19 protein-coding genes and 1 tRNA gene are annotated in these 25,460 nt (G+C 70.9%); 12 read left to right on the forward strand and 8 right to left on the reverse strand.

Going from position 1 to position 25,460, the window contains the following annotated elements; translation table 11 throughout:
• The first annotated feature begins 72 nt into the window (after positions 1-72).
• Genes ABZZ38_RS24725 through ABZZ38_RS24740 form a run of 4 tightly spaced genes read left to right on the forward strand, consistent with a single transcriptional unit; the run spans position 73 to position 5,183 of the window.
• Complete coding sequence (locus ABZZ38_RS24725) at positions 73-1,548, forward strand: aspartate aminotransferase family protein (protein ID WP_356743659.1); 1,476 nt, start codon at positions 73-75, stop codon at positions 1,546-1,548.
• Positions 1,532-2,794, forward strand: a complete 1,263-nt coding sequence (locus ABZZ38_RS24730; protein WP_356743661.1) for a lysine N(6)-hydroxylase/L-ornithine N(5)-oxygenase family protein — start codon at positions 1,532-1,534, stop codon at positions 2,792-2,794. Before ABZZ38_RS24725 ends, ABZZ38_RS24730 begins: the two co-directional genes overlap by 17 nt.
• Positions 2,791-3,351, forward strand: coding sequence for a GNAT family N-acetyltransferase (locus ABZZ38_RS24735; protein ID WP_356743663.1), 561 nt, complete (start codon positions 2,791-2,793; stop codon positions 3,349-3,351). The genes ABZZ38_RS24730 and ABZZ38_RS24735 overlap by 4 nt, the downstream gene beginning before the upstream one ends.
• A complete protein-coding gene (locus ABZZ38_RS24740; protein ID WP_356743665.1) occupies positions 3,348-5,183 on the forward strand; it encodes an IucA/IucC family siderophore biosynthesis protein in 1,836 nt (611 codons plus the stop codon). The genes ABZZ38_RS24735 and ABZZ38_RS24740 overlap by 4 nt, the downstream gene beginning before the upstream one ends.
• Positions 5,184-5,294: 111 nt before the next feature.
• Here ABZZ38_RS24740 and ABZZ38_RS24745 read toward each other — a convergent pair whose 3' ends face one another.
• Positions 5,295-6,974, reverse strand: a complete 1,680-nt coding sequence (locus tag ABZZ38_RS24745) for a beta-N-acetylhexosaminidase (protein ID WP_356743667.1) — start codon at positions 6,972-6,974, stop codon at positions 5,295-5,297.
• 146 nt (positions 6,975-7,120) lie between these two features.
• Here ABZZ38_RS24745 and ABZZ38_RS24750 point away from each other — a divergent pair, with 146 nt between their 5' ends.
• Both ABZZ38_RS24750 and glmS read left to right on the forward strand, forming a co-directional pair.
• Positions 7,121-7,396: a hypothetical protein gene (locus ABZZ38_RS24750; RefSeq protein ID WP_356743669.1), complete on the forward strand. Its 276-nt coding sequence runs from the start codon at positions 7,121-7,123 to the stop codon at positions 7,394-7,396.
• A 35-nt stretch (positions 7,397-7,431) separates the two neighbouring features.
• Complete coding sequence (gene glmS, locus ABZZ38_RS24755) at positions 7,432-9,249, forward strand: glutamine--fructose-6-phosphate transaminase (isomerizing) (RefSeq protein WP_356743671.1); 1,818 nt, start codon at positions 7,432-7,434, stop codon at positions 9,247-9,249.
• Between the two features lie 235 nt (positions 9,250-9,484).
• Here the strand turns inward: glmS and ABZZ38_RS24760 are convergent, their stop codons facing one another.
• The 3 genes from ABZZ38_RS24760 to ABZZ38_RS24770 form a co-directional block, all read right to left on the reverse strand.
• Entirely contained in the window at positions 9,485-9,958 is a 474-nt protein-coding gene (locus ABZZ38_RS24760; RefSeq protein ID WP_356743673.1) for a GPR1/FUN34/YaaH family transporter, read from the reverse strand.
• A 179-nt stretch (positions 9,959-10,137) separates the two neighbouring features.
• Positions 10,138-10,659 (reverse strand): universal stress protein, encoded by a 522-nt coding sequence (locus tag ABZZ38_RS24765; protein ID WP_356743675.1) that lies wholly within the window; start codon positions 10,657-10,659, stop codon positions 10,138-10,140.
• 462 nt (positions 10,660-11,121) lie between these two features.
• The gene (locus ABZZ38_RS24770) at positions 11,122-11,490 is read right to left on the reverse strand and encodes a hypothetical protein (RefSeq protein WP_356743677.1); all 369 of its coding nucleotides are present in this window, start codon (positions 11,488-11,490) and stop codon (positions 11,122-11,124) included.
• Between the two features lie 489 nt (positions 11,491-11,979).
• Between ABZZ38_RS24770 and ABZZ38_RS24775 the strand changes: the two genes are divergently transcribed.
• From ABZZ38_RS24775 to ABZZ38_RS24790, 4 genes are all read left to right on the forward strand, one after another.
• Complete coding sequence (locus ABZZ38_RS24775; RefSeq protein WP_356743679.1) at positions 11,980-13,176, forward strand: helix-turn-helix domain-containing protein; 1,197 nt, start codon at positions 11,980-11,982, stop codon at positions 13,174-13,176.
• A gap of 68 nt (positions 13,177-13,244) precedes the next feature.
• Positions 13,245-13,844, forward strand: a complete 600-nt coding sequence (gene orn / locus ABZZ38_RS24780; RefSeq protein ID WP_356743681.1) for an oligoribonuclease — start codon at positions 13,245-13,247, stop codon at positions 13,842-13,844.
• A gap of 93 nt (positions 13,845-13,937) precedes the next feature.
• Positions 13,938-14,010: transfer RNA gene (locus ABZZ38_RS24785), tRNA-His, on the forward strand.
• A gap of 148 nt (positions 14,011-14,158) precedes the next feature.
• Positions 14,159-14,515, forward strand: a complete 357-nt coding sequence (locus ABZZ38_RS24790) for a hypothetical protein (protein WP_356743683.1) — start codon at positions 14,159-14,161, stop codon at positions 14,513-14,515.
• Here ABZZ38_RS24790 and ABZZ38_RS24795 read toward each other — a convergent pair.
• A complete protein-coding gene (locus ABZZ38_RS24795; RefSeq protein ID WP_356743685.1) occupies positions 14,461-15,315 on the reverse strand; it encodes a helix-turn-helix transcriptional regulator in 855 nt (284 codons plus the stop codon). The two genes, ABZZ38_RS24790 and ABZZ38_RS24795, sit on opposite strands and share 55 nt — an antisense overlap.
• Positions 15,316-15,336: 21 nt before the next feature.
• Entirely contained in the window at positions 15,337-15,843 is a 507-nt protein-coding gene (locus ABZZ38_RS24800) for a DUF6879 family protein (protein WP_356743687.1), read from the reverse strand.
• A 291-nt stretch (positions 15,844-16,134) separates the two neighbouring features.
• Between ABZZ38_RS24800 and ABZZ38_RS24805 the strand changes: the two genes are divergently transcribed.
• Together ABZZ38_RS24805 and ABZZ38_RS24810 are read left to right on the forward strand one after the other, a co-directional pair.
• A complete protein-coding gene (locus tag ABZZ38_RS24805; protein ID WP_356743689.1) occupies positions 16,135-17,196 on the forward strand; it encodes a methyltransferase in 1,062 nt (353 codons plus the stop codon).
• A 288-nt stretch (positions 17,197-17,484) separates the two neighbouring features.
• A complete protein-coding gene (locus ABZZ38_RS24810) occupies positions 17,485-19,293 on the forward strand; it encodes a rhamnogalacturonan lyase (protein WP_356743709.1) in 1,809 nt (602 codons plus the stop codon).
• Here ABZZ38_RS24810 and ABZZ38_RS24815 read toward each other — a convergent pair.
• Together ABZZ38_RS24815 and ABZZ38_RS24820 are read right to left on the reverse strand one after the other, a co-directional pair.
• On the reverse strand, positions 19,280-21,607 hold the full coding sequence (locus tag ABZZ38_RS24815; RefSeq protein ID WP_356743692.1) for a xyloglucanase: 2,328 nt from the start codon (positions 21,605-21,607) through the stop codon (positions 19,280-19,282). The two genes, ABZZ38_RS24810 and ABZZ38_RS24815, sit on opposite strands and share 14 nt — an antisense overlap.
• 64 nt (positions 21,608-21,671) lie before the next feature.
• Positions 21,672-24,521: a glycoside hydrolase family 48 protein gene (locus tag ABZZ38_RS24820; RefSeq protein WP_356743697.1), complete on the reverse strand. Its 2,850-nt coding sequence runs from the start codon at positions 24,519-24,521 to the stop codon at positions 21,672-21,674.
• Between the last annotated feature and the right edge of the window lie 939 nt (positions 24,522-25,460).

Here is a 25,460-nt window from a genome sequence, read left to right on the forward strand (position 1 = left end):
CGAACGTCGCCCCTCGCCCCCCTCTCCCTGTCCGGAGGGGCCGACACGTCCCCGTCCCCGGAAGGACATTGCATGCGCTCGCACCTGCTCAATGACGCGACGGCGGACCAGTACCGGCGCTGCGTCACGGAAGGAGTCGAGCGGGTGGCGAACCGACTCGCCTCCACCCGGCAGCCGTTCACCGGCGTCACCCCCGACGAGCTGGCCCCGCTGATCTCCTCCGTCGACCTCGACCGGCCGCTCGGAGACGCCACGGCCGCCCTCGACGAGCTGGAGCAGGTCTACCTCCGCGACGCCGTCTACTTCCACCACCCCCGCTACCTGGGCCACCTCAACTGCCCGGTCGTGATCCCCGCCGTCCTGGGCGAGGCGATCCTCTCCGCCGTCAACTCCTCCCTGGACACCTGGGACCAGAGCGCCGGCGGCACCCTCATCGAGCGCCGTCTGATCGACTGGACCGCCGGCCGCATCGGTCTCGGCCCGGCCGCCGACGGTGTCTTCACCAGCGGCGGTACGCAGTCCAACCTCCAGGCCCTCCTCCTCGCCCGCGAGGAGTCCAAGACGGACGACCTGGCGAAACTGCGCATCTTCACCTCCGAGTGCAGCCACTTCAGCGTCCAGAAGTCGGCCAAACTCCTCGGCCTCTCCGCCCAGGCGGTCGTCGCCATCCCCACCGACCGCGACAAGCGCATGCAGTCCGTGGTCCTCGCCGCCGAGCTGGCGCGCTGCGCCGCCGAGGGCCTGGTCCCGATGGCGATCGTCGCCACCGCCGGTACCACCGACTTCGGCTCCATCGACCCGCTGCCCGAGATCGCCGAGCTGGCCTCCGAGTACGGCGCCTGGATGCACGTCGACGCCGCCTACGGCTGCGGTCTGCTCGCCTCCCCCACCCGCCGTCACCTCCTGGACGGCATCGAGCGCGCCGACTCCGTCACCGTCGACTACCACAAGTCCTTCTTCCAGCCGGTCAGTTCGTCGGCCGTGCTCGTCAGGGACGGGGCGACGCTGCGCCACGCCACGTACCACGCCGACTACCTCAACCCCGCGCCGGCGGTCGAGGCGGGGGCGCCTCCCGTGTCCGAAGGGCTGCGGGGGAGGATTCCCAACCAGGTCGACAAGTCCCTCCAGACCACCCGCCGTTTCGACGCGCTGAAGCTGTGGATGACGCTGCGCGTCATGGGCGCCGACGGCATCGGGCAGCTCTTCGACGAGGTCTGCGACCTGGCGGGGGCCGGGTGGGACCTGCTCGCCGCCGACCCGCGCTACGACGTCGTCGTCCAGCCGTCGCTGTCGACCCTCGTCTTCCGCTACATCCCGCAGGACGTCACCTCCCCCACGGAGATCGACCGCGCCAACCTCCACGCCCGCAAGGCGCTGTTCGCGTCGGGCGAGGCCGTCGTCGCCGGTACGAAGGTCGACGGCCGCCAGTACCTCAAGTTCACCCTGCTCAACCCCGAGACGACCGTGCGCGACATCGCCGCCGTCCTCGACCTGATCGCCGGCCACGCCGAGCAGTACCTTGGAGAGAACCTTGTCCACGCCTCTTGATTTCATCGGTATCGGACTGGGTCCGTTCAACCTCGGCCTGGCCTGCCTGACCGAGCCGATCGACGAGCTGAACGGCCTCTTCCTCGAATCCAAGCCGGACTTCGAGTGGCACTCGGGGATGTTCCTCGAAGGCGCCCACCTCCAGACGCCGTTCATGTCGGACCTCGTCACCCTCGCCGATCCGACCTCCCCGTTCTCCTTCCTCCAGTACCTCAAGGAGAAGGGCCGGCTGTACTCCTTCTACATCCGCGAGAACTTCTATCCGCTGCGCACCGAGTACAACGACTACTGCCGCTGGGCCGCCGCCAAGCTGAGCAGCGTCCGCTTCGACACGACGGTCGAGAAGGTCGAGTACGACGCCGAAGAGGCGCTGTACGTGGTCTCCACGTCCGGCGGAGAGACGTTCCGCGCCCGCCACCTCGTCCTGGGCACCGGCACCCCGCCGTACATCCCGGACGCCTGCCGGGGCCTGGACGGCGACTTCATCCACAACTCGCGCTACCTCCCCAGCAAGGAGGCGCTCCAGAAGAAGAAGTCGATCACCCTCGTCGGCAGCGGCCAGAGCGCCGCGGAGATCTACTACGACCTGCTGAGCGAGATCGACGTCCACGGCTACCGGCTGAACTGGGTGACCCGCTCGCCGCGCTTCTTCCCGCTGGAGTACACCAAGCTCACGCTGGAGATGACCTCCCCGGAGTACATCGACTACTTCCACGCCCTGCCCGAGGCGACCCGCTACCGGCTGGAGACACAGCAGAAGGGCCTGTTCAAGGGCATCGACGGCGAGCTCATCGACGCGATCTTCGACCTGCTGTACCAGAAGAACCTCGGCGGCCCGGTCCCCACGCGCCTGCTCACCAACGCGTCGCTCAACACCGCGACGTACGAGAACGGGACGTACACGCTCGGCCTGCGCCAGGAGGAGCAGGGCAAGGACTTCGAGATCGAGACCGAGGGCCTGATCCTGGCGACCGGCTACAAGTACGTCACGCCCGCCTTCCTGGAGCCCGTCAGGGACCGCATCCGCTGGGACGGCCAGGGCCGCTTCGACGTCGCCCGCAACTACTCCATCGACACGACCGGGCGCGGGATCTTCCTCCAGAACGCCGGCGTGCACACCCACTCGATCACCAGCCCCGACCTGGGCATGGGCGCCTACCGCAACGCGTACATCATCGGCGAGCTGCTGGGCTCCGAGTACTACCCCGTCGAGAAGACCATCGCGTTCCAGGAGTTCTCCGTATGAGCACCACCCGCACCGCCACCGCTGTCGGTACGTTCACCTTCCGCCCCCTCGACCCGCTGGCCGACAGCGAACTGGTCCACTCCTGGGTCACGCACCCCAAGGCGGCCTTCTGGCTGATGCAGGACCACGCGCTCCAGGACGTCGAGCGCGACTACATGGCCATCGCCGCCCACGAGCACCACGACGCCTTCATCGGTCTGCACGACGGTGAGCCGGCCGTCCTGATGGAGCGGTACGACCCGTCGAAGGTGGAGCTGGTCGGGCTGTACGACGCCCGGCCGGGCGATGTCGGCATGCACTTCCTGGTCGCCCCGACCGACACCCCGCTCCACGGCTTCACCCGCGCCGTCATCACCGCCGTGATGGAGGAGCTGTTCCGGGACCCTCAGACGCGGCGGGTCGTCGTCGAGCCCGACGTGCGCAACAAGGCCGTCCACGCGCTCAACGAGGCCGTCGGCTTCGAGATAGCCACCCGGATAGCCAAGCCGGAGAAGGACGCGTACCTGAGCTTCTGCACCCGGGAACAGTTCTTCGCCGCCGTGGGGGCCGCCCGATGAGCCCCGTGAACGCCGCGCACCCCGTCGCGCACCTCACCCCCGAGCGCTGGGCCCACGCCAACCGCCTCCTCATCCGCAAGGGCCTCGCCGAGTTCACCCACGAGCGGCTGCTGACGCCCGAGCCCCTCGGGGGTACCTCCCGGGCCGAAGGCTCCGGGGGAGAGAGCCGCTACCGGGTCCTCAGCGACGACGGCACCACCGAGTACCGCTTCACCGCCGCCCGGTACGCCCTCGACCACTGGCAGGTGGACGCCGGCTCGATCAGCCGCCACCGCGACGGCGAGGAGCTCACGCTCGACGCGCTGGCGTTCATCATCGAACTGCGCGGCTCGCTCGGCCTGAGCGACGAGATCCTCCCGGTCTACCTGGAGGAGATCTCCTCCACCCTCTCGGGTACGGCGTACAAGTCGACCAAGCCGCGCGTCACGGCCGCCGAGCTCGCCAGGGCCGACTTCCAGGCCGTCGAGACCGGCATGACCGAGGGCCACCCCTGCTTCGTCGCCAACAACGGCCGGCTCGGCTTCGGCATCGACGAGTACCACGCGTACGCGCCGGAGGCGGCGAACCCGATCCGGCTGATCTGGCTGGCCGCCCGCCGCGACCGCACCACCTTCACGGCCGGCGCGGGCATCGAGTACGAGACGTTCATCCGCGCCGAGCTCGGCGACGGAGTCGTCGACGGCTTCGCCAAGACCCTCGCCGACCAGGGCCTGGACTTCGCGGACTACCTGCTGGTGCCCGTCCACCCCTGGCAGTGGTGGAACAAGCTGTCCGTCACCTTCGCCGCCGAGATCGCCCAGCGGCGCCTGGTCCTCCTCGGCGAGGGCGACGACCGCTACCTGGCGCAGCAGTCGATCCGTACCTTCTTCAACACCAACGACCCGGCCAAGCACTATGTGAAGACGGCCATCTCCGTGCTCAACATGGGCTTCATGCGCGGCCTGTCCGCCGCGTACATGGAGGCCACCCCGGCCATCAACGACTGGCTGGCGCACCTGATCGAGAACGACGACGTCCTGAAGGCGGCCCGCTTCTCGATCATCCGCGAGCGGGCGGCCGTCGGCTACCGCCACCTGGAGTACGAGGCCGCCACCGACCGCTACTCCCCGTACCGCAAGATGCTGGCCGCGCTGTGGCGCGAGAGCCCGGTGCCGACCGTCGAGGAGGGGCAGCGCCTGGCCACGATGGCGTCCCTGCTCCACGTGGACCACGAGGGGGCGTCCTTCGCGGGCGCGCTGATCGCCGAGTCGGGGCTCGCGCCGACCGAGTGGCTGCGCCGCTATCTGGACGCGTACCTGCTGCCGATCCTGCACACCTTCTACGCGTACGACCTGGTGTGGATGCCGCACGGCGAGAACGTCATCCTCGTCATCGAGGACGGCGCGGTCCGGCGCGCGATCTTCAAGGACATCGCCGAGGAGATCGCGGTGATGGACCCGGACGCGGTGCTGCCGCCGGCGGTCGAGCGGATCCGGGTGGACGTGCCCGAGGACACGAAACTGCTGTCCGTCTTCACGGACGTCTTCGACTGCTTCTTCCGCTTCCTGGGCGCGACGCTCGCCGCCGAGGGGGTGCTGGACGAGGACGACTTCTGGCGGACGGTCGCGGAGTGCGTGCGCGCGTACCAGGAGTCGAAGCCGGAGCTGGCGGACAAGTTCGCGCAGTACGACATGTTCGCGGACGAGTTCACGCTGTCCTGCCTCAACCGCCTCCAGCTGCGCAACAACAGGCAGATGGTGGACCTGGCGGACCCGTCGGGCGCGCTGCAGCTGATCGGCACGCTGAAGAACCCGATCGCGCGGTTCGCGCGGCCCGGTCCGTCCGGCGCCTGAGGGCCTGAGGTCAGCCGGGGGCGGCGCCCCCGGTCGTACGACGCCGGCGAGTCGGCACCATGAACGGGCGGGTGCCCCGGAGTACGGTCCTCCGGGGCACCCGTCAGCGCGTCAGCGCGCCGCGGGCCACGGCACCTGCGGCGACCGGTAGTAGTCGATCCCGAGCGCCTCCATGCGCGGCCCCTGCCCCGCGAGCCGCTGCCGGTAGGTCTCCCAGTCGTGCGTGGCGGCCGGGGACCACCCCAGCTCCGCCGCGCCGAGCAGCCGCGGGAACGCCATCCGGTCGATGTGCGCGCTCGACGAGATGGTCTCCGTCCACAGCGGCGCCTCGACGCCCACGACGGCGCTCGCGGGCGCGCCCGGCAGATAGGTGGCCGGGTCCCAGTCGTAGGAGCGCCGGACCTCCACGTAGCCGGCCCAGGACAGGCCCAGCGGGGTGTCCTTGGTGTACTTCATGTCCAGGTAGATCCGGTCGGCGGGCGACAGGATCAGCCCGGTGCCGTTCCGCGCGGCGGCTGCCACCCTCGCCTTCTCGGCGTCGCCGGTGCGGTCCAGGCCCCAGTACTGGGCGAGCGCTCCCTTCGCCGGGTTGGCACCGGTCAGCTGGTGCCAGCCGATGACGGTCTTGCCGTACTTCGCCACGATCGGCTGCACCCGGTCCATGAAGGCGACGTAGTCCTCGTGGCTGGTGGAGTGCGCCTCGTCGCCGCCGATGTGGAGGTGGCGGCCGGGGGTCAGGGCCGCCAGTTCGCGGATCACGTCGTCCACGAAGTCGTACGTGATGTCCTCGCGCACGCACAGGGAGCTGAAGCCGACGGCGGTGCCCGTGTAGAGGGGCGGGGCGACGCCGTCGCAGTTCAGCTCGGCGTACGAGGCGAGGGCGGCGTTCGTGTGCCCGGGCATGTCGATCTCGGGCACGACCTCCAGGTGGCGGGAGGCGGCGTACGCGACGATCTCCCGGTACTGCGCCTTGGTGTAGAAGCCGCCGGGCCCGCCGCCGACCTGGGTGGAGCCGCCGTACGCGGCCAGGCGCGGCCAGGAGTCGACGGCGATGCGCCAGCCCTGGTCGTCGCTCAGGTGCAGGTGCAGCTTGTTGACCTTGTAGAGCGCCATCCGGTCGACGTACCGCTTGACCTGTTCGACGGTGAAGAAGTGCCGCGAGACGTCCAGCATCGCGCCCCGGTAGGCGTACCGGGGGGTGTCGACGACGGTGCCGCCCGCGACCGTCCAGGGGCCGTTCTGGCGGGTGTCCTTCTCGACGGCGGCGGGGAGCTGCTGGCGCAGCGTCTGGACGCCGTGGAACAGCCCGGCTTCCTCACGGGCGGTGATGGTGACGCCGTGGCGCCCGGACTCCAGCCGGTACCCCTCCTCCCCCAGGGCGGGCTCGCGGGGGGTGAGCCGGAGCCGGATGCCGCCGCGCCCCTCGTCGTCGTCGACGACGGGCAGCGCGTAGCCGGTGGAGGGCCGCAGCACGGAGGCGAGGTGGGCCGCGACGCGGCGCGCCTCGGGGGAGCCCTCGTCGACGTGGATCCTGGTCCGGTCGGTGAGGGTGTAGGGGGTGCCTCCGGGCCGTACGGAGGCGGGGGCGGGCACGATGTCGCCGAGCGGCCGGGCGGCGGGCGCGGCGGCGGTGGCGGGGCCACCGGATACGGCCGCGAGTCCGGCGACGCCGGCGGCGACGACGAGCAGCAGCGAACCGAGGAGGCGGGGGGACGTTCCGTGCTGTCTCACAAGCTGGTCCCTTCGACGGGCGTCGCACCTGTGGGCTTTACGCAACCGAACGCTCACCATGCGTATCGCGCCCTGCTGGGCGGGTCAAGGTGTAGACCAGTTCCGGCGCCTTCCGCACCCCCGCCGATTCCGTCGATCATGAAGTGACTGCCCGATATCGGGCAGGATTCTTGCAAAGCCGACCCGCCAAGCCTCAGTATCTACGGGTGCTCGAACGCCGCACGTCGCATGACGACCTCATCGACCATCTGGTCCGCAGCACCGCGCTCCCGCGCGGTGAGGCCGCCCGGGTGGTGCTCGACGTGCTGGCGTACTTCGACGAGACGACCGAGGAGTTCGTCCGCCGCCGCCATCGCGAACTGCAGTCCGGCGGCGAAGTGAACTCCGCGATCTTCGAGCGCATCGCGGCGGAACTGCCGCACCGCGCCGTGGCGCCCCCGGAGCTCTCGCTCCGGCAGCTGCGCCGCATCGTCTACGGCTGAGCACACCAGAGATCACTCGGAGGGGCAGAAACTTTATGTGCGGAATTGTCGGTTATATCGGTAGGCGTGATGTGGCTCCGCTGCTGCTGGAAGGCCTGCAGCGGCTGGAGTACCGGGGGTATGACTCCGCGGGCATGGTGATCACCAGCCCCAAGAGCACCGGGCTGAAGATGGTCAAGGCCAAGGGCCGGGTCCGTGACCTGGAGGCTCGCGTCCCCAAGCGCTTCACCGGCACCACCGGCATCGCCCACACCCGCTGGGCCACACACGGCGCCCCCAGCGACGTGAACTCGCACCCGCACATGGACCCCGACAACAAGGTCGCCGTCGTCCACAACGGCATCGTCGACAACGCCGCCGAGCTGCGCGCCAAGCTCGAGGCCGACGGCGTGGTCTTCGCCTCCGAGACCGACACCGAGGTCCTCACCCACCTGATCGCCCGCTCGCAGGCCGAGACGCTGGAGGAGAAGGTCCGCGAGGCGCTCAAGGTCGTCGAGGGCACGTACGGCATCGCCGTCATGCACGCCGACTTCAACGACCGCATCGTCGTGGCCCGCAACGGCTCCCCCGTCGTCCTCGGCATCGGCGAGAAGGAGATGCTCGTCGCCTCCGACGTCGCCGCGCTGATCGCCCACACCCGCCAGATCGTCACCCTCGACGACGGCGAGATGGCGACCCTGAAGGCCGACGACTTCCGCACGTACACCACCTCGGGCACGCTGACCACCGCCACCCCCGAGACCGTGGAGTGGGAGGCCGCCTCCTACGACATGGGCGGCCACGACACGTACATGCACAAGGAGATCTCGGAGCAGGCCGACGCCGTGGACCGCGTCCTGCGCGGCCGCATCGACGAGAAGTTCTCCACCGTCCACCTGGGCGGACTGAACCTGGACGCCCGCGAGGCGCGCGGCATCCGCCGCGTGAAGATCCTCGGCTGCGGCACCTCGTACCACGCGGGCATGATCGGCGCCTCGCTGATCGAGGGCCTGGCCCGCATCCCCGCCGACTCCGAGCCGGCCTCCGAGTTCCGCTACCGCAACCCGGTCGTGGACCCCGACACGCTGTACATCGCCGTCTCCCAGTCGGGTGAGACGTACGACGTGCTCGCCGCCGTCCAGGAGCTCAAGCGCAAGGGCGCCCGCGTCCTCGGCGTGGTCAACGTCGTGGGCTCCGCCATCGCCCGCGAGGCCGACGGCGGCGTGTACGTCCACGCCGGCCCCGAGGTCTGCGTGGTCTCCACCAAGTGCTTCACCAACACGGTCGTCGCCTTCGCGCTGCTCGCCCTGCACCTGGGCCGCATCCGCGACCTGTCGGTCGCCGACGGCAAGCGGATCATCGAGGGCCTGCGCAAGCTGCCCGAGCAGATCCAGGAGATCCTCCAGGGCGAGGAGGACATCAAGAAGCTGGCCGCCGAGTACGCGGACGCCAAGTCGATGATGTTCATCGGCCGTGTGCGTGGCTACCCGGTCGCCCTGGAGGCCTCCCTGAAGCTCAAGGAGATCTCCTACATCCACGCCGAGGCATACCCGGCCTCCGAGCTCAAGCACGGTCCGCTGGCGCTCATCGAGCCCGCGATGCCGACCGTCGCGATCGTCCCGAACGACTCCCTGCTGGAGAAGAACCGGGCCGCGATGGAGGAGATCAAGGCCCGCAGCGGCAGGATCCTCGCCGTGGCGCACTCCGAGCAGGAGAAGGCCGACCACACCATCCTCGTCCCGAAGAACGAGGACGAGCTGGACCCGATCCTCATGGGCATCCCGCTCCAGCTCTTCGCCTACCACACGGCGCTGGCCCTGGGCCGGGACATCGACAAGCCGCGCAACCTCGCCAAGTCCGTCACGGTGGAGTAGTCCCCGCCGCCGGCGACGGCCGAAGCGACGACTGGGCAACCCCCACGGCGGCCGGCCGCATCCGCGGGAGCGGCGCCGGTTCAGGCAAGAAGGGGCGACCCCCGGCGCGTGCCACCAGCGCGCCGGGGGTCGCCCTTTGGTACGGCCGGTGCCGCCCGTGCACCGGCCTCGTGGCCGCGTGGGCCCTCGACGGGCTCGGCCCGGGCTTCTCCCCGGGCCGAGCCCAGACGGGGGCTCAGCCGGTGGCCGTCACACCCCGGCCCGCGGCGCGCCTTGAGGGCACCGGCCACTTGGCGACCGCCGCCGTCGCGCCGTACCAGGCGCCGAGCCCCGCCAGCGCCGCGGTCCAGCCACCGATCCTGCCGAGCGCGGCGGTGTCCGCGAAGGCGCCGACGCCGGTCAGCAGCAGGGAGAGGAACAGCAGCCCGTACACGCCCTGTCCGAGCACGCCGCCGCCGCGCGCGGCGGCCGTCAGCGTGAGCGCCAGGAGGGACCACACCAGCAGGAAGAGACCGGCGGCCTCCGTGGAGGCCGTGCCGCCGACGGCGGTGCCCCAGGTGAACCAGAAGGCGCCGAGCCCGGCGAAGGCCGTGCCGTTGCCGCTATTGCCCGCGTGGAGTTCGAGCAGGCCGGCCAGCAGGGTCAGACCGAGTGCGAGATGGCCGAGAGTGGAGGTGGCGGTGCTTCCCGCGGAGACGTCGTTGTCCACGGCGGGCTCCCTTCGTGCGCAGGTGTGCTGCCTGTGCCGGGCGCTGCGTCCCGGCCACCTGGATATACCCTTCACAAGCGCACAATCCACCTGTGAACGAGGCCGGATTCCACCGCTGCGTAAGGAAGTTGACGCCGCCTCATCAGCGGCGAAGCAGAAATGTCCGGGTTTGCCGGACGCTACGGGATGACGACAACCGGCCGCTGCGCGCGCCGCGCCAGCCGACCCGCCACCGAGCCGAAGATCCGCCCGACGATGCCGTGCGTCGAGCCGACCACGATGGCGTCGGCGGAGTACTCCCGGCCGACCTCCTCCAGCTCGTGGCAGATGTCACCGCCGCGCTCGACCAGGATCCACGGCACCTCGGAGAGGTAGTCGGCGCAGGCGAGCTCCAGACCGAGCACCTCGGTCCGGTGATCCGGCACGTCGACGAAGACGGGCGGCTCGCAGCCCGCCCAGACGGTGGTGGGCAGCCGGTTCGCCACGTGCACGATGATCAGCCCCGAGCCGGACCGCCGGGCCATACCGATCGCGTACGCGAGGGCGCGCTCACTGGAGGTCGAGCCGTCGAAGCCGACGACCACTCCGTGCTGGAAGGCGGGATCGCAGGAGTGGCGTGTCTGGTCCTCCGCGAGGGGGTCGACCGGGGAGTCGGCGACCTGCCTGCGGTCCGCGGGTTCAGGAATCTCGTGACCGGCCATCGGAGTCTCGGCGAAGAAGGTCCTCGTGAGAAGGAACGGGGGAACAACGGTAGGCGGCGTGTCCGGGAATCATCTTCCCAACCCCATACCCCCAAGGGTACGGCGACACTCCTGCCCTGCCCAGTGCCCGCCGCCCTGCCCACGGCGCTCACAGGCGTTCCAGGGAGCATGCACGAGCCCGCCCCGTATGGCAATGCCGGATGTGCCTTACAGGCGTCTCACGGGCACCCTGCGTAACGCCCCGGCCCGGACGCAGTGACCGGACCGGGCGGGCCCTCGTTGGCCACACGGTTCACCGGGCACCCGGCCGGCACCCGGTCGGCATCCCGCCCGGACGCCGGGTCGTGACGCCGAGCCCTGACGCCGAGCCCGGGCGTCCGGCCCGTCGCGCCCGCCCGGTGACCGCCGGATGACCACCGGGTGACCGTCCGGTGACCGCCCGGCCGGTACCCGCAGCAGCCCTCAGGGAGCCCCCTTGCCCGTCCCCGCGCCCCCGCCCGCCCCCTCACCCGTCGTGTCGCCCACTTCCCCACCCGCAGCCCCGCCCGCAGCCCCGCAGTCCCCGGCGCCGGCGCCGGAACCCGCCACCACGCCCGCCCCGGCCCCGGCCCCGACTCCGACCCCGGCCGCGGCCTCCCACCGGGCGACCGACTCGGCCGGTGACGTGGTCCGCTGGGCCGCCTTCAGCTGCGCCCTCGTCCCCGTGGTGCTGGTCGTGTACGGCACGCCCTTCGGGGGCGCGGTGGCCACCGCGCTCGGGCTGGCCGCCGTGACCGCCGTCTGCCGGCTGCTGCTGCGCCGCTCGGAGCGGGGCGCGGTGCGGCTGCTCACCGATGCGTGCGGCCCACCGCAGGACGCTCCGCGTCGCGGCCGTCACGGCCGTACGGGACCGCGAGCGCACCGCGGAGGGCGTCACGGAGGGGGATGTCCGCCGGGCGACTGAGGATTTCGCACATGCGCACCCGTATGTTTTCAGCCAACTTCGGGGAGGTGGCCATTCCTTGCCGGAATGGCCGGTCAACCCCCTTGTCACCAGGAAAGAAAGCGCCAAACCGGTCGCGCGAACCCTATGCGGATGGGCCATGCCCGCGACGCGCACTTCCCTGCGGGCCCCGCGAGTGGAACCCTTCGTGAACGAATGCTTCGCGCCAAGTTGCCTTGTCGACATAGTCCCGGATGCGGAACTTGTCACGCCGGCGCCACGGGACGCAGTAGATTCGATCATGAGTATCGAAGACTGGGGACTCGTGCAAAACCGAGGGGAAACGTGCAGGAGCGACAGGACCTAGGAGACGCGAACACCGAGGGGGGCTTAGCGTCATGAGCCAGGACTCCGCCGCACCGGAGACCGGACGAAAACTGTCCGGGCGCCGCCGTCGCGAGGTCGTCGCAGTGCTGCTGTTCAGCGGCGGCCCCATCTTCGAGAGTTCCATTCCACTCTCTGTGTTCGGGATTGACCGCCAGGACGCAGGAGTGCCCCGCTACAGGCTGCTTGTCTGTGCGGGCGAAGAAGGGCCGCTGCGCACGACCGGGGGACTTGAACTCTCCGCGCCGTACGGCCTGGAGGCCATCAGCAGAGCGGGCACCGTCGTCGTACCGGCGTGGCGCTCGATCACCTCACCACCACCGGCCGAGGCGCTCGACGCCCTGCGCCGCGCGCACGAGGAAGGCGCCCGGATCGTCGGGCTGTGCACAGGCGCCTTCGTGCTCGCGGCGGCCGGCTTACTGGACGGACGCCCGGCGACCACGCACTGGATGTACGCGCCGACGCTCGCCAAGCGCTACCCGTCGGTCCATGTGGACCCACGGGAGCTCTTCGTCGACGACGGTGACGTGCTGACGTCCGCGGGGACGGCGGCCGGGATCGACCTCTGTCTGCACATCGTGCGGACGGACCACGGCGCCGAGGCAGCCGGGGCGCTGGCCCGGCGGCTCGTCGTACCGCCGCGGCGCAGTGGCGGGCAGGAGCGGTATCTCGACCGGTCGCTGCCGGAGGAGATCGGCGCCGACCCGCTGGCCGAGGTGGTCGCGTGGGCGCTGGAGCACCTCCACGAGCAGTTCGACGTGGAGACCCTGGCGGCCCGCGCGTACATGAGCCGGCGGACCTTCGACCGGCGCTTCCGCTCGCTGACAGGCTCGGCGCCGCTGCAGTGGCTGATCACGCAGCGGGTGCTCCAGGCGCAGCGGTTGCTGGAGACGTCGGACTACTCGGTCGACGAGGTGGCGGGCCGCTGCGGGTTCCGCTCGCCGGTGGCCCTGCGCGGCCACTTCCGGCGCCAGCTGGGCTCGTCGCCGGCCGCGTACCGGGCCGCCTACCGGGCCCGGCGCCCGCAGGGCGACTCGACCCCTCCCCCGCCACCGGCGGTCGCGGAGACGGTCCCGGCGCAGCAGGGCCCGCACGGGGTCAGGCGGGCGACCGCGACGGCCGCCACGGCCTCGTCGGAGCCGGGCAAGCAGCACGCGGACGTGTTCACGTCCGGCAGGGCCGCTCTCCCGGGCCAGCGCAGCGCACCGTGACGATGGGCTCCGGCGGAGGGGGTGCACGACCACACCCCCTCCGTCGCGGCCCATCTAAGGTAGGACGCATGAACGACCGCATGGTGTGGATCGACTGCGAGATGACCGGGCTCTCGCTGACGGACGACGCACTCATCGAGGTGGCCGCACTGGTCACCGACTCGGAACTGAACGTACTCGGCCAGGGCGTGGACATCGTGATCCGCCCACCGGACGCCGCGCTGGAGACCATGCCCGAGGTGGTGCGCCAGATGCACACGGCCTCCGGCCTGCTCGACGAGCTCGCCGGCGGCACCACTCTCGCCGACGCCGAGGAGCAGGTCCTGGCGTACGTACGCGAATGGGTGAAGGAACCCGGCAAGGCCCCCCTCTGCGGGAACTCGGTCTCCACCGACCGCGGCTTCCTGCTGCGCGACATGCCGACACTGGAGGACTACCTCCACTACCGGATCGTCGATGTCTCCTCGGTCAAGGAACTGGCCCGCCGCTGGTACCCGAGGGCGTACTTCAACAGTCCGGAGAAGAGCGGCAACCACCGCGCGCTCGCCGACATCCGCGAATCCATCGCCGAGCTGCGCTACTACCGCGAGGCGATCTTCGTCCCGCAGCCGGGCCCGGACTCCGACACCGCGAAGCAGATCGCGGCCCGCCACGTCCTGCCCGACTGACCCCCGCCGGGGCTCCACCCGAAAGGCGGGAGCGAGCACCCTCTCGGACCCTGTACACTTTTTCTCGGCCGGTCGGGAAAAAGACCGGTCATGGTGGGTATAGCTCAGCTGGTAGAGCACCTGGTTGTGGTCCAGGATGTCGCGGGTTCGAGTCCCGTTACTCACCCTGATTGATCAAGGCCCGACCTGTGAGAACAGGTCGGGCCTTCGTCATGCTCTGAATTCTGGGAACATCGCGGGAACGCGGGCCGACCGGTTCAAGAAGCCGGCCGAGACCCACGGCGGGCAGTGGCCGCCTGGATGGGGTGCGCGGCGTGGACTTCGTGGAATCGGAGACCATGCCGGGAGACATGCCCTTGGCGAAGTGGGCAGAGCGGTATGTGAGCCACCTCACCGGCATCGACGTGCGGACGCGCGAGGACTGCATGCGCGAGGTGCGCGTCCGCTTCACCCTGATCCAGCACACCGCGCCGACGGCATTGTCGTTCCCCGCCACGATCTGCGACCTGACGCGGGATGACGTTACTGACTGGGTCCGCGTCGAGCAGGGACTGCCGGAGCCCTCGCGCATGGCCGTGCTCTTCGGGACCGGACAGGGGCCGCTTCCGTGTGCGGGTCATGCGAGAGCGTCGATGGCCTTGGTGATCAGCGCGCGGGCGTCAGCCCCGTAGACGGCCATGCCGCGGAGCTGCTCGAATGCCTTCAGGTACACCGCGACCTCGCCAGGCTGCGTGATCTTCACCTGGGCCGAAGCGAGCTCGACCGACACGAGCGCGTCGTCGTACACATGGAACGTCTCCCGTGGCCACTGCTTCCGCTCCCGCGTCGCCATGGGAATGATCCCGAGGGAGACCGCGGGGATCGCGCCGGCCGTCAGCAGGTAACCCAGCTGAGCCGCCATGGCTTCGGCATCGGCGACTTGGTGGTGGAGCACCGTCTCCTCCATGAGCAGGACGAAACGGCGCCCGGGCTCGTGCACGATGCGCGAGCGATCGACGCGCGCCCGTGCGGCCGCAGCGCCGTCGTCGGCGGGGAGCTCGCGGAAGTCGGCGACCGCCCGCAGGACGGCAGCCGCGTAGCCTTCGGTCTGCAGGAGCCCGGGCACCAGGGTGGAGGAGTACACCCGAAACAGCTGCGTCTTCCGGAAGAAGAACACCAGGTTGTCCTGCATCTGCTTGAGCCCGTTGCGCACCTGGTGGCGCCACTCGCTGTACATCGACTCCGCGTGGAGCGACTGGACAATGAGCCCTTCCGCCTGGTCGGGCACGCGACATGCGGAGCACCACAACCTGATGTCCTTGGCGGAGGGCGCCGTTCGGGCATTCTCGACGCGGAAGGTCTTCGCATGGTGCCAGTTGCACCGTTCCGCCGGCTCAGTGACCGTTAGCCCGGCTTGCTTGCGCAGGTCTCGCAGGCTCCGCGCGACTACTTCACGCGCCGCCTGTGCCGACGAGGACGGGGAGAGGGGCATGAGCCGGTCTGTCCGGTGCCGTCAGCGGATGCCGTATCGCTCGTGCGGGATGCCTCGTTCCCACACCGCTTCGAACGCCGAGGCGCACAGTTTCACGGCCATCGGGTCCTCGGTGTCCTCGGGCCCGGCCGATGCGCCGTCACCGGTGAAGTGGTTCCAGCGGACGAGCCGGTCGTCGATCAGCCAGAAGTCGTTGCCGGGCAGGGCGAGATCGGACGCCTGTCGGCGCGGGAGCCATCGGACCTGCTCGCCGGCGCGGATATTGACGGCCGTGCCCGCGTGCTCGTAGCGGATGTACTCGGTGACCGGCTCCGACACGATCCGGGCCCGGCGTACGACAACGCCCCGGCCGACGGACTCCGTGACGAGACGCACCCAGGGGGCCCAGTACGCCGAGTCGGGATCGACGTCCCGGCGCCCGGTGCGACGCCAGTTGCGGAAGTCCTCGGACTCGTTGGTGACTCCGTAACTGTCCCGCATCTCAAGGTGCACGGCCGAGTGCTGGGCGGGAGCCGACCCAGTGAGCACCCCGAGCAGCGCAGCGCGCCCATCCGCTTTGGGCCTGTGCTGGTCGCCGAGGCCGGATCAGCCGGTCCGCTGCTGCACCCTCCCGCCTCGCCACCCGGGCGACCACTACCACGAGTACTCCGGGGCCGCGTGGCCGCAGCGACCCGGCACCGGTCCAGGGGAATTCACCCTGTCCGACGCCCTGCTTCACCGCTGAGCTCCGTCCGCTGCGAACGGCCGATGGCGGGGACGGCGCAGCGGGCGGGCACCCCCACCCCGCCATATCCGGCACCACCCACATAGGAGGTACAGATGAGCGCCACGATGGCCGACGGAGGCAAGCACGGCGGCGAGCCGTCCGACAAGCCCTGGTCGGGCGAACCGCTGACCACCGAGGCCGAGCGCCTGGCCCTCATCCACTCCGACGAGCCGGTCGTCATCCAGCTCGACGACGGGCACGCCGACGGCCCGGGCATCGCCACCTCGTCCAACTCGCAGCCGTCCATGGTCGCCCGCATGCTGCGGCTCCTGGAGGTCGAGTCCGGTCATCGGGTCCTGGAGATCGGCACCGCGTCCGGCTACGTCGCCGCCCCGCTCTCCGAGCGCCTCGGCGCCCCGCTCGTCCACAGCGTCGAGATCGACCCCGGCCTGGCCCATCACACGGCCGCCGCGCTCCGGGCGGCCGGGTACACGCCGAACCTCGCGTGCGTGGACGGCGAATGGGGCCGGCCCGACCAGGCCCCGTTCGATCGCATCCTCGCCACCTGCGCACTCCGGCACGTCCCGCACCAGCTGGTGCAGCAGGTCCGGCCCGGCGGCGTCATCGTCGCCCCGATGGCGCGCGACTTCTGGAGCGGTGCGCTCGTACAACTCCGGGTCGGCGAGCACGGCGTCGCGTCGGGGCACTTCCACAGCGGTGCCTCGTACATGCCGACGCGCTCCCACCGCGCACCGGACGGTGCCCCGGTGGACGACACCAGCGTCCGGGCGCACACCGGCGCGGTGGACCCGCGCGAACTCCTGTCGCTGGGCTTCGCCCTGTACGCCGGCACCCGCCTGCCCGACGTGCGGATGTGGCACACCGAGCGAGGCGGAGGCGTACAGGTCTGGGCGCAGGACCGCGACGGCTCGGCCACCACCGCGGTCACCGGTGGCGAGGTGTGGCAGTACGGACCTCGGGAGCTGTGGGTCGAGATCGAGCGGGTGCACCAGGAGTACGTGGAGCTTGCGCGACCGGAGCCGACGGACTTCGGGCTCACGGTCCACCCAACGGACGGCCGGCGGGTGTGGCTCGGCTACCCGAGCCGCATCATCGAGCCCGCGCCGCGCCCAGCGGCAACCGCACGCGGTTTCCTCGTACCGCCGCGGGCCTGACCGACCGCCCCGTCCGGCCGCGCCCTCCGTCGGCCGGCCGGGGGCTTCACCGTACCGGCGTCGTCACCGTCAAGGGCTGTGAGCCCCTGGCGCTCCGGAAGTGATACGAGGGCTTCCCCGCACGGCCGCCCAGAGGCGCACATCCTCAAGGATTGAACTACCCGGCAACCCCCGCCCCCTCCGTGGCGACTGTGAGGTACGTAACACGGCCCTCTCCCCCCAGGAGGAATCGTGCACCACCCGCAGATCCCCGGCACGAGACGCCGTTCCCTTCTCCTCGCCGCCGCCCTGGCCGGCACCGCGCTCGTGGGTGCGGTGCCGGCCGGGGCCGAGGAAGCCGTCGCCGCGCGGCAGGTCGAGCGGCTCGACCGGGGTGTCGTCAGTGTGTACACCGGCAGCGGCAACCTGGTCAGCTGGCGCTGGCTCGCCACCGACCCCGACAACGTGGCCTTCAACGTGTACCGGGCCGGTACGAAAGTGAACGCCACACCCCTCACCGGCTCCACCAACTACTTCCACTCCGGTGCGCCCAGCCACGCCGACTACACCGTCCGCCCGGTCGTGGGCGGCGTGGAGCAGGGTGACTCGCCGAGCGCCGTGCAGTTCCGCGGCGGGTACAAGGACGTGCCGCTCAGCCCGCCCGCCGGCGGGAGCACCCCGGACGGGGTGGCCTACACGTACGAGGCGAACGACGCGTCCGTCGGTGACCTCGACGGGGACGGCGACCTCGACTTCGTACTGAAGTGGCAGCCCACCAACGCCAAGGACAACTCGCAGTCGGGCCACACCGGCTCCACGATCCTGGACGGGATCACCCTGGAGGGCACCCGGCTGTGGCGCGTCGACCTGGGGCGCAACATCCGCTCCGGGGCGCACTACACGCAGTTCCAGGTGTACGACTACGACGGCGACGGCCGGGCCGAGGTCGCCGTGAAGACGGCCGACGGGACCGTCGACGGGACCGGGAGGGTCATCGGTGACGGCGGCGCCGATCACCGCAACAGCGGGGGGTACGTGCTGGCCGGGCCCGAGTACCTGACCATGTTCGACGGGCGCACCGGCGCCGCCCTCGGCACGACCGGCTATGTGCCCGCGCGCGGCAACGTCGCCTCCTGGGGCGACGGTTACGGCAACCGTGTCGACCGCTTCCTCGCCGGGACCGCCTATCTGGACGGCGTACGGCCCTCGCTCATCATGGCGCGCGGATACTACACGCGGTCCGTGATCGTGGCGTGGGACTGGCGCGACGGGCGGTTCACGCGGCGGTGGACGTTCGACAGCAGCGCGTCGGCCAACGCCGGCAAGGGGTACGACGGGCAGGGCAACCACAGTCTGTCGGTCGCGGACGTGGACGGCGACGGGCGGGACGAGATCGTGTACGGGGCGATGACCGTCGACGACGACGGGACCGGGCTGTGGACGACGCGGCTAGGGCACGGGGACGCCGGGCACGTGGGAGACCTCGACCCGGCCCGCGCGGGCCTGGAGTACTTCAAGATCTCCGAGGACACCTCCAAGCCCGGCTCCTGGATGGCCGACGCCCGGACCGGGCAGATCCTGTGGCAGACCGCGACGGGCGGCGACAACGGCCGGGGCGTCTCCGCCGACATCCACGCGGGCTCACCCGGTGCCGAGTCGTGGTCCGCGACCGACACCACGCTCCGCTCGGCGACGGGAGCGTCACTCGGCCGGGAACCGTCGTCCGTGAACTTCGTGAACTGGTGGGACGGGGACACCTCCCGCGAGCTGCTGGACGGCACCCGGATCGACAAGTACGGCACGGGCGGCGACACCCGGCTGCTGACCGGGGCGTCGGTCGCGTCCAACAACGGCACCAAGGCCACCCCGGCCCTCTCCGGCGACATCCTCGGCGACTGGCGCGAGGAGGTCGTGTGGCGCACGGCGGACAACCGGGCGCTGCGCGTGTACGCGACCCCGTACGAGACGGGCACGAGGATCACGACGCTGCTGCACGACACCATGTACCGCACGGGGCTGGCGTGGCAGAACACCGCCTACAACCAGCCCCCGCACCCGAGTTTCCACATCGGGGCCGGGATGCGCACCGCACCCCGGCCGGCGGTCACGACCCCGTAGTGTCGCCGTAGACGATGCCGCGGCCGTTGGTGGAGACGTACACGCGGCCGTAGATCCGCGGGTCACCGGTGATGGCGGCGCCCGTCCAGCCCCACTGGTGTGCGTCGTCGTTGATCCGGACCCAGCTCGCACCGGCGTCCGTGGAGCGGAAGACGCCGCGGACGCCGCCCACCTTGGCGCTGCTGTAGAGCGCCGGGTACGTGGCGCCGGGCGCGGCCTTGCCGAAGCCGATGGTGTCGGCCTCGTCGACGCCGCCGACCTTGGTGAAGGTCGCGCCCGAGTCGGTGGAGTGCCACAGGCCGTAGGAGCCGGTGGCTCCGCCGGCGAGCCAGATGTCACCGCCGCGGCCGGGGACGGCCTTGAAGCGGACGCTCCCGGAGGTGGGCAGACCGGTGGCCTTCGAGGCGGTGAAGGTCACGCCGCCGTCCGTACTCACGTAGAAGACCCCGGACGCGAAGCCGTAGAACTTCTTCGGGTCGACCCGGTCCGACTCGACGACCGCGCCGGCGGGGATGCCCTGCGACGCCGTCCAGGACGAGCCGAATCCGGCCGCGGTGTGGACGCCCGTGCCGTCCGGGCTCCAGACGAAGCGGCTGCCGTCGGCCGCGGCGGCGACCGTGCCGCCGCCGGTCACCCCGGACGGCTCCTGCCCGGCCCACCAGTTGGCGCCGTTGTCGGTGGAGAAGGCGATGCGCGAGCCGTTGTCGAGGTTGCCGGAGCGCACGACCGTGTTCGGGTTGGTCTCGGCGTAGTCGAGGCTCGTGGTGGTGGTGAAGTTCGGCGAGGTGAACATCATCGACGGCACCTGGGTGACGTCGGTGTGGCGGAAGCCGCCGATGTCACCGAGCGCGCTGAGCAGCGGCGCGCCGGAGGGCGGTGCGGCGAGGTCGTTGACGGCCGTCTCCTCCAGGCCGCGCACCATCGGTTTGATGGTGATCTTTCCGCCGCTGTCCCAGGCGGAGAGGTTCTCCGTGCCGTAGATCGTGGCGCCGGTCCCGTACATCATGCGGTTGGAGTCGAAGGGGTCGATCTCCAGCGCCTCGGTCATCCAGCCCAGCTTCGGTGTCTGTTCGGGCGGGGAGGGGTTGGCGCCCCAGCTGAGCCAGGGTGACGACGAGACGTCCATGGTGTAGCGGTTGGAGCGGTTGGGGTACGAGGTGAACTCCCACGCCCGCGTCCAGGTCGCGCCGCTGTCCGTGGTGCGGAAGATCTGCGTGTCGGGCCACCAGGAGCTGTAGCCGGTCACCATGACCGTGCCGGGCTTGCGGCGGTCGACGCTCAGGCCGCTGAAACCGTAGTGGGCGTCGGCGGCCGGGGTGACGTCCTGCCAGGTGCCGCTCTTCGTCGCGTACCGCCACACCGCGCCCTTGGCGCCGTCGTAGGGGCCGCCGGTGTCGCTGTACGCGAGGTAGAGGTGGCCGTTCACCGTGTCGAGGACGCCCTTGTGCGCGAGGAGGCCGGTGGGCTGGCCGGGTAGCCGGGTCCAGGTGGCGCCCGCGTCGGTGGAGCGGTAGACGGTGTTCTCCTTGTCGGCGACGCCGACGTAGAGGGTCCGGGTGGCGGTTCCGCGCGTGCCGGTCGTCTCGTCGAAGGTGACCCAGGCGATGCCCTGGTTGTCGGAGGCGTAGCCGCTCGGATCGCTCGGGTCCTGGGCGTAGTTGCCGGGGTTGGGGAAGGCGGTGACCCGCGACCAGGTGACGCCGGAGTCCGTGGAGCGCCACAGGCCCTTGCCGCTGGGCGCGCCGAGGTACAGGACGCTGTTGCGGTTCGGGTCGATGGCGAGGCGTTCGCCCATGCCGCGGCCGGGCATGTTGCCGCCCAGCTTGAAGGGCAGGTCGGTGCGCTGCCAGGTGGCCCCCTTGTCGGCGGAGCGGTAGACGGCGCCGTTGCCGGGGTCCCAGCTGTTGGTGTACGTGCCGGCCGCGGCGTACACCCGGTTGGGGGCGACGGAGTCGGTGGCGATGCTGATGACGCCGGTGTGGCCCCAGCGGTCCCAGCCGACGGAGTCGAGCAACGGGGTCCACGTCTTGGTGGACTGCTCCCACCGGTAGGCGCCGCCGATGTCGGTGCGGGCGTAGGCGAGGTTCTTCTCGGTGCGGTTGAAGACGATGCCGGGGACGAAGCCGCCGCCGTCGATGCGGACGTTCTTCCAGGTGTACGACGCGGTGGCGGCGGGCCCGGCGGCGTCGGTGGCTTCGGCGGAGGCTTCGGCGGTGCGTGCCTTCGCGGGGGCCGCCGCGGACGTGCCGGTGCCGGGGAGCAGCAGGCCGGCGGTGAGGGTGAGGCCGAGGAGCAGGTTTCGCTTGCTGCGCACGGGTGCTTCCTCTCGTGGGGGGGAGGGGCGGGCCGCAGGCAGCGCGGCCCGCCCCGGCGCGTGGTTATTCGAGGAGCTCCGCGTACGAGCCCATGGCCAGGGCGATGTCCGCCTGGGCCCAGAACCGGTGGTACGTGAAGACGGGCGCGGCGCCGCCCGCCAGGTAGGACTCGATCTTCGACCAGGCCGGGTCGTCCTCGTAGAAGGAGCGGATCGAGGCGAAGGTGGAGGAAGAGTCGACCGGGTCGCCGTTCGGCATGACGCCGGTCCAGCCGCTGGGCACGTGGACGGGGTCGTCGAACCGGTTGTAGTCGGCGCGGGTCTCCGGGACGGCGATGCCCAGCGGGTCCTGGTGGTGGGCCCACATGCCGTCCAGGAGCGCCTTGGCGACCCGCTTGGCGTCCGCGTCACCGGACTTGGCGGCGTAGTACGTCAGGGTCTTGGCGTACGCGGCGGCCACGCCCACGTCGTTGGTGTAGTCGGCGACGGTGACGTGCAGTCCGGCGTTGGCGCCGGGAGCGGAGGCGTTCCAGGTGTCGGGCTTGCCGGACCACTGGAGGGTGGAGGGGATGCGGAAGGTGCCGTCGGGGTTGATGGTCGTCTTGGAGACGGCCCAGTCGACCCACTTGTCGAGGACGCTCTTGGCGAGGGCGTCACCGCTCTGGTGGTAGTACTCGGCGACCCGCTCCATCGACCAGGCCTGGAAGCCGAACCACTGGTTGGACGGCGGGTCGTGGTAGACGGGCTTCTCGTCGTAGAACAGGCCGTGGAAGGTGGGCGTACCGGCCGGCGGGGTCGCGTACCGGCCCTGCCAGCTGTTGGTGGCGCCGCCCGCGATGGCGCCCTCGTCGGACTGGAGCCAGCGGTAGAACTCCACCTGCCGGTCGAGGCTGGTGGCCCAGTCCTGCTGTCCGGTGGCCGACTTGGGCTTGAGGGGCGCGTACTCACTGAGCGCGTACGCGGCGAGCGGGTTCTGGTAGCCGCCGTGGGCGTGGCTGGAGCCGATGCGCCAGGCCCAGCCGGCCGAGGTGTCGGTGGCGCCGCCCCAGGCGTAGTACCAGCTCAGCAGGTAGTGGGCGCTGTTCTTGCCGGTGCCGGCGGGGCAGGCCGTCGGGCCGACGCAGTTGCCCGCCTTCTTGAAGTACTTGTCGAACAGCGCGTACCGCAGGTAGTCGCCCATCTTGGCGGCCTTGGCGACGGTCGCCGTGACCTGCCCGCCCTTGCCCTGCTGCTTGGCCCAGATGTCGGCCCAGTAGGCCGCCTGGACGGCACGGGCGTCGGCGTCGGGGGCGTTGGTGAACTTCCACTGCTTGGCGTAGGAGGAGTCCCCGGTGAACAGGTCGAGGAAGCCGTTCCTGCCGCCGTAGGTGAAGTTGTCACAGGTCGGGTGGGTGACCGTCTCCCAGACGGACTCCTGCGGGCCGCGCTGGAAGGTGTTGATGTACGACGGACCGGTGGCCGATGGTCCGGCGGAGCACTTGCCGGGCCCGTTGCCGAATCCGTAGACGTTGTCGACGTCCTGGATCCAGTGCATACCGTAGATCTCGTCCGTGCCGTACGCGCTCTTCAGCTCGCCGGCGATGGGGTCGGCGCCGCTGGTGACACCGGGGTCGAGACGGGACGGGTACTGGGTCGGCGAGTCGTACTCGGGGGCGTACGTGGCCGGCTTGGACGCGTTGTAGAAGGAGTTGGTGGGCTGGTCGGCACGGGTGGGGATCATGTACTTCTCCATGGTGTCCCACGCGCCGTTGAACTTGGTCCAGTCGCCGGTGATCTTGCCGTACATGGCCTGGAGCCAGATCAGGTAGCTGTACGCCTCGGAGGTCGTCTCGTGGCCGTGGTCCGGCGCCTCGACGATGAGGGTCTCGACCGAGTGGTACGGGATGCCCTCGGGCGAGAAGTAGCCGTTGGCCGGGTTGGTGATCTTCCCGTGGAGGTCGAGGAAGCGGGCGTCGTACGTGGAGCCGGCGGCCAGCTGGGTGGCGGTGACCTCGGCCTTGGTGTGGCCGGGGGCGGTCGCCGTGAAGACGGCCGAGCCGGTGCCGGTCGCGGCGGCGGTGACGGTCACCTTCTGGGCGGTGTTCCAGTTCGCCGGGGTGAAGGTGAGGGTGGTGGGCGCCGCCGTGAGGCCGGTGTTGCCCGAGGTGCGGGCGACGGTCACCGTGACGTTCGCGGACGGCTGGGTGGAGAGCTTCAGCTCGAACGTCCCGCTGGAGCCCTGGCGGACGCCGAGCTGGGCGGGGGTGGCGACGAGGGCGGCGCCCGCGGCGACGGTGATGCCGACGGGGGCGGACTCGGCCGAGGCGCCCTGGTTGTCGTACGCCTTGGCGTACAGGGAGTGGGCGCCGGCGGCGAGGCCGGTGGCGCTGTGGGTGAAGGGCGCGGTGGTGTCGGTGCCGAGCAGGGTCGTGTCGCTGTAGAACTCGACCTTGCCGACGGTGGCGCCGTCGGCCGCCGCGGCGGTGGCCGCCATGGGGACCGGGTCACCCGCGGTGAACACGGCGCCCGCGGCCGGGCTGGTGAGCACGGCGACGGGCGGCTTGTGGGCGCCCGCGCACGGTGCGCCGTTGACGGCGAAGGAGGCGGGCGCGGGGTTGGCGCCGGTGTAGGTGAACTGGGCGCCCGCGGTGACGGCCGCACCGGCGGCGACGGTCCTGTTCCAGGAGGCGTTCTTGACGGTGACGGCCTTGCCGGTCTGCGTCCACAGACCGTTCCAGCCGTTGCTGAGCTTCTGTTCGGCGCCCTGGTCGTAGGTGATGGTCCAGCCGTCGAGGGGGGCGGCGCCCCGGTTGGTGAGGGTGATCTCGGCGGTGAAGCCGGAGCCCCAGTCGTTGGCGACCTTGTAGTCGACGCTGCACTGGACGGCGGCGGCCTGGGCGGCGGTGGCGGGGGTGGTGCCGGCGACGGCGGTCATCCCGAGGGGCAGGGCCAGGGCGGCGGCGAACGCCGCCCATAACCGCCGGGGGCGGCGCCCCGGCCGGTTCCCCGGCCCGCGGCCCGCCCGTGGTGCCGGCCTGCCGGGAGTTCTCAGTCCTGGTGACTGCGTACCTGGTGACATCTGCGTGCTTCTCCTCGCGGCTCGGGGAGGTGGGTATGAGCACAAGCTGTGAACCAGTGGGAGCGCTCCCACTATGGGGAGGGGGTGGGGAGGGGTCAAGGTGGGTGAAGAGTCGAAGAAATTCGACAGGAGGTGCGGGAGGACTGCCTTGTGGATGCCGCGATGCCACACCTGGCTACCGGTCGGCTCGCCCGTGCGGGCACTCCACCCGTCGTCACGCGTGAGCCGGTCCGCCCGCGTCGTTCACACCCAAGGTGCTCGCCGTGCCTCCGCCGGGCACAGAACCCCCACGACCAGGCCGCTGCGCACGGGCCTCAAGGCAGGTCGGCCGGTACGGCCACTGGCCGACACCCGCCCCCCGTACCGCGCCACCGAACTGGCGCGACATTCCGAGCTGAGCCTGCCCTACATATCCAGGGTGCTCGACACCTTGGACGACCAGTTGTTGATCCAGCGTGATCGCGAAGTCATCGCCTCCGTGGACCGGCAAAGGCGACACCGTCCGCGAGGCCACCCGGCGAGGCCGACTCCCCCATCGGCGGATCCGCAGGACGGTGCACTGCCGTACCGGCTTTTCCTGTTGGCCACCACGTAGCCGTCCGTGGAATGTATGGCGGTGCGGTGCGCGGCCCGCAGGCCGGCCGCCTGACCCCTGGGCGGGTGCTCTGGCCTCGTGCGCCGCCGAGCGGCGCCGCGCCGGAGCGGGGAGAGCACTCCGCGGGGCGGGCGGTCGGCAGCGGGCCGGGCCCCATCCGGGCGGGCAGCGCCGACGGGCGCCGACGGAACGAGGGCGCC

Source organism: Streptomyces sp. NPDC006368 (assembly GCF_040612535.1).
In the GTDB taxonomy this organism is placed as follows: domain Bacteria; phylum Actinomycetota; class Actinomycetes; order Streptomycetales; family Streptomycetaceae; genus Streptomyces.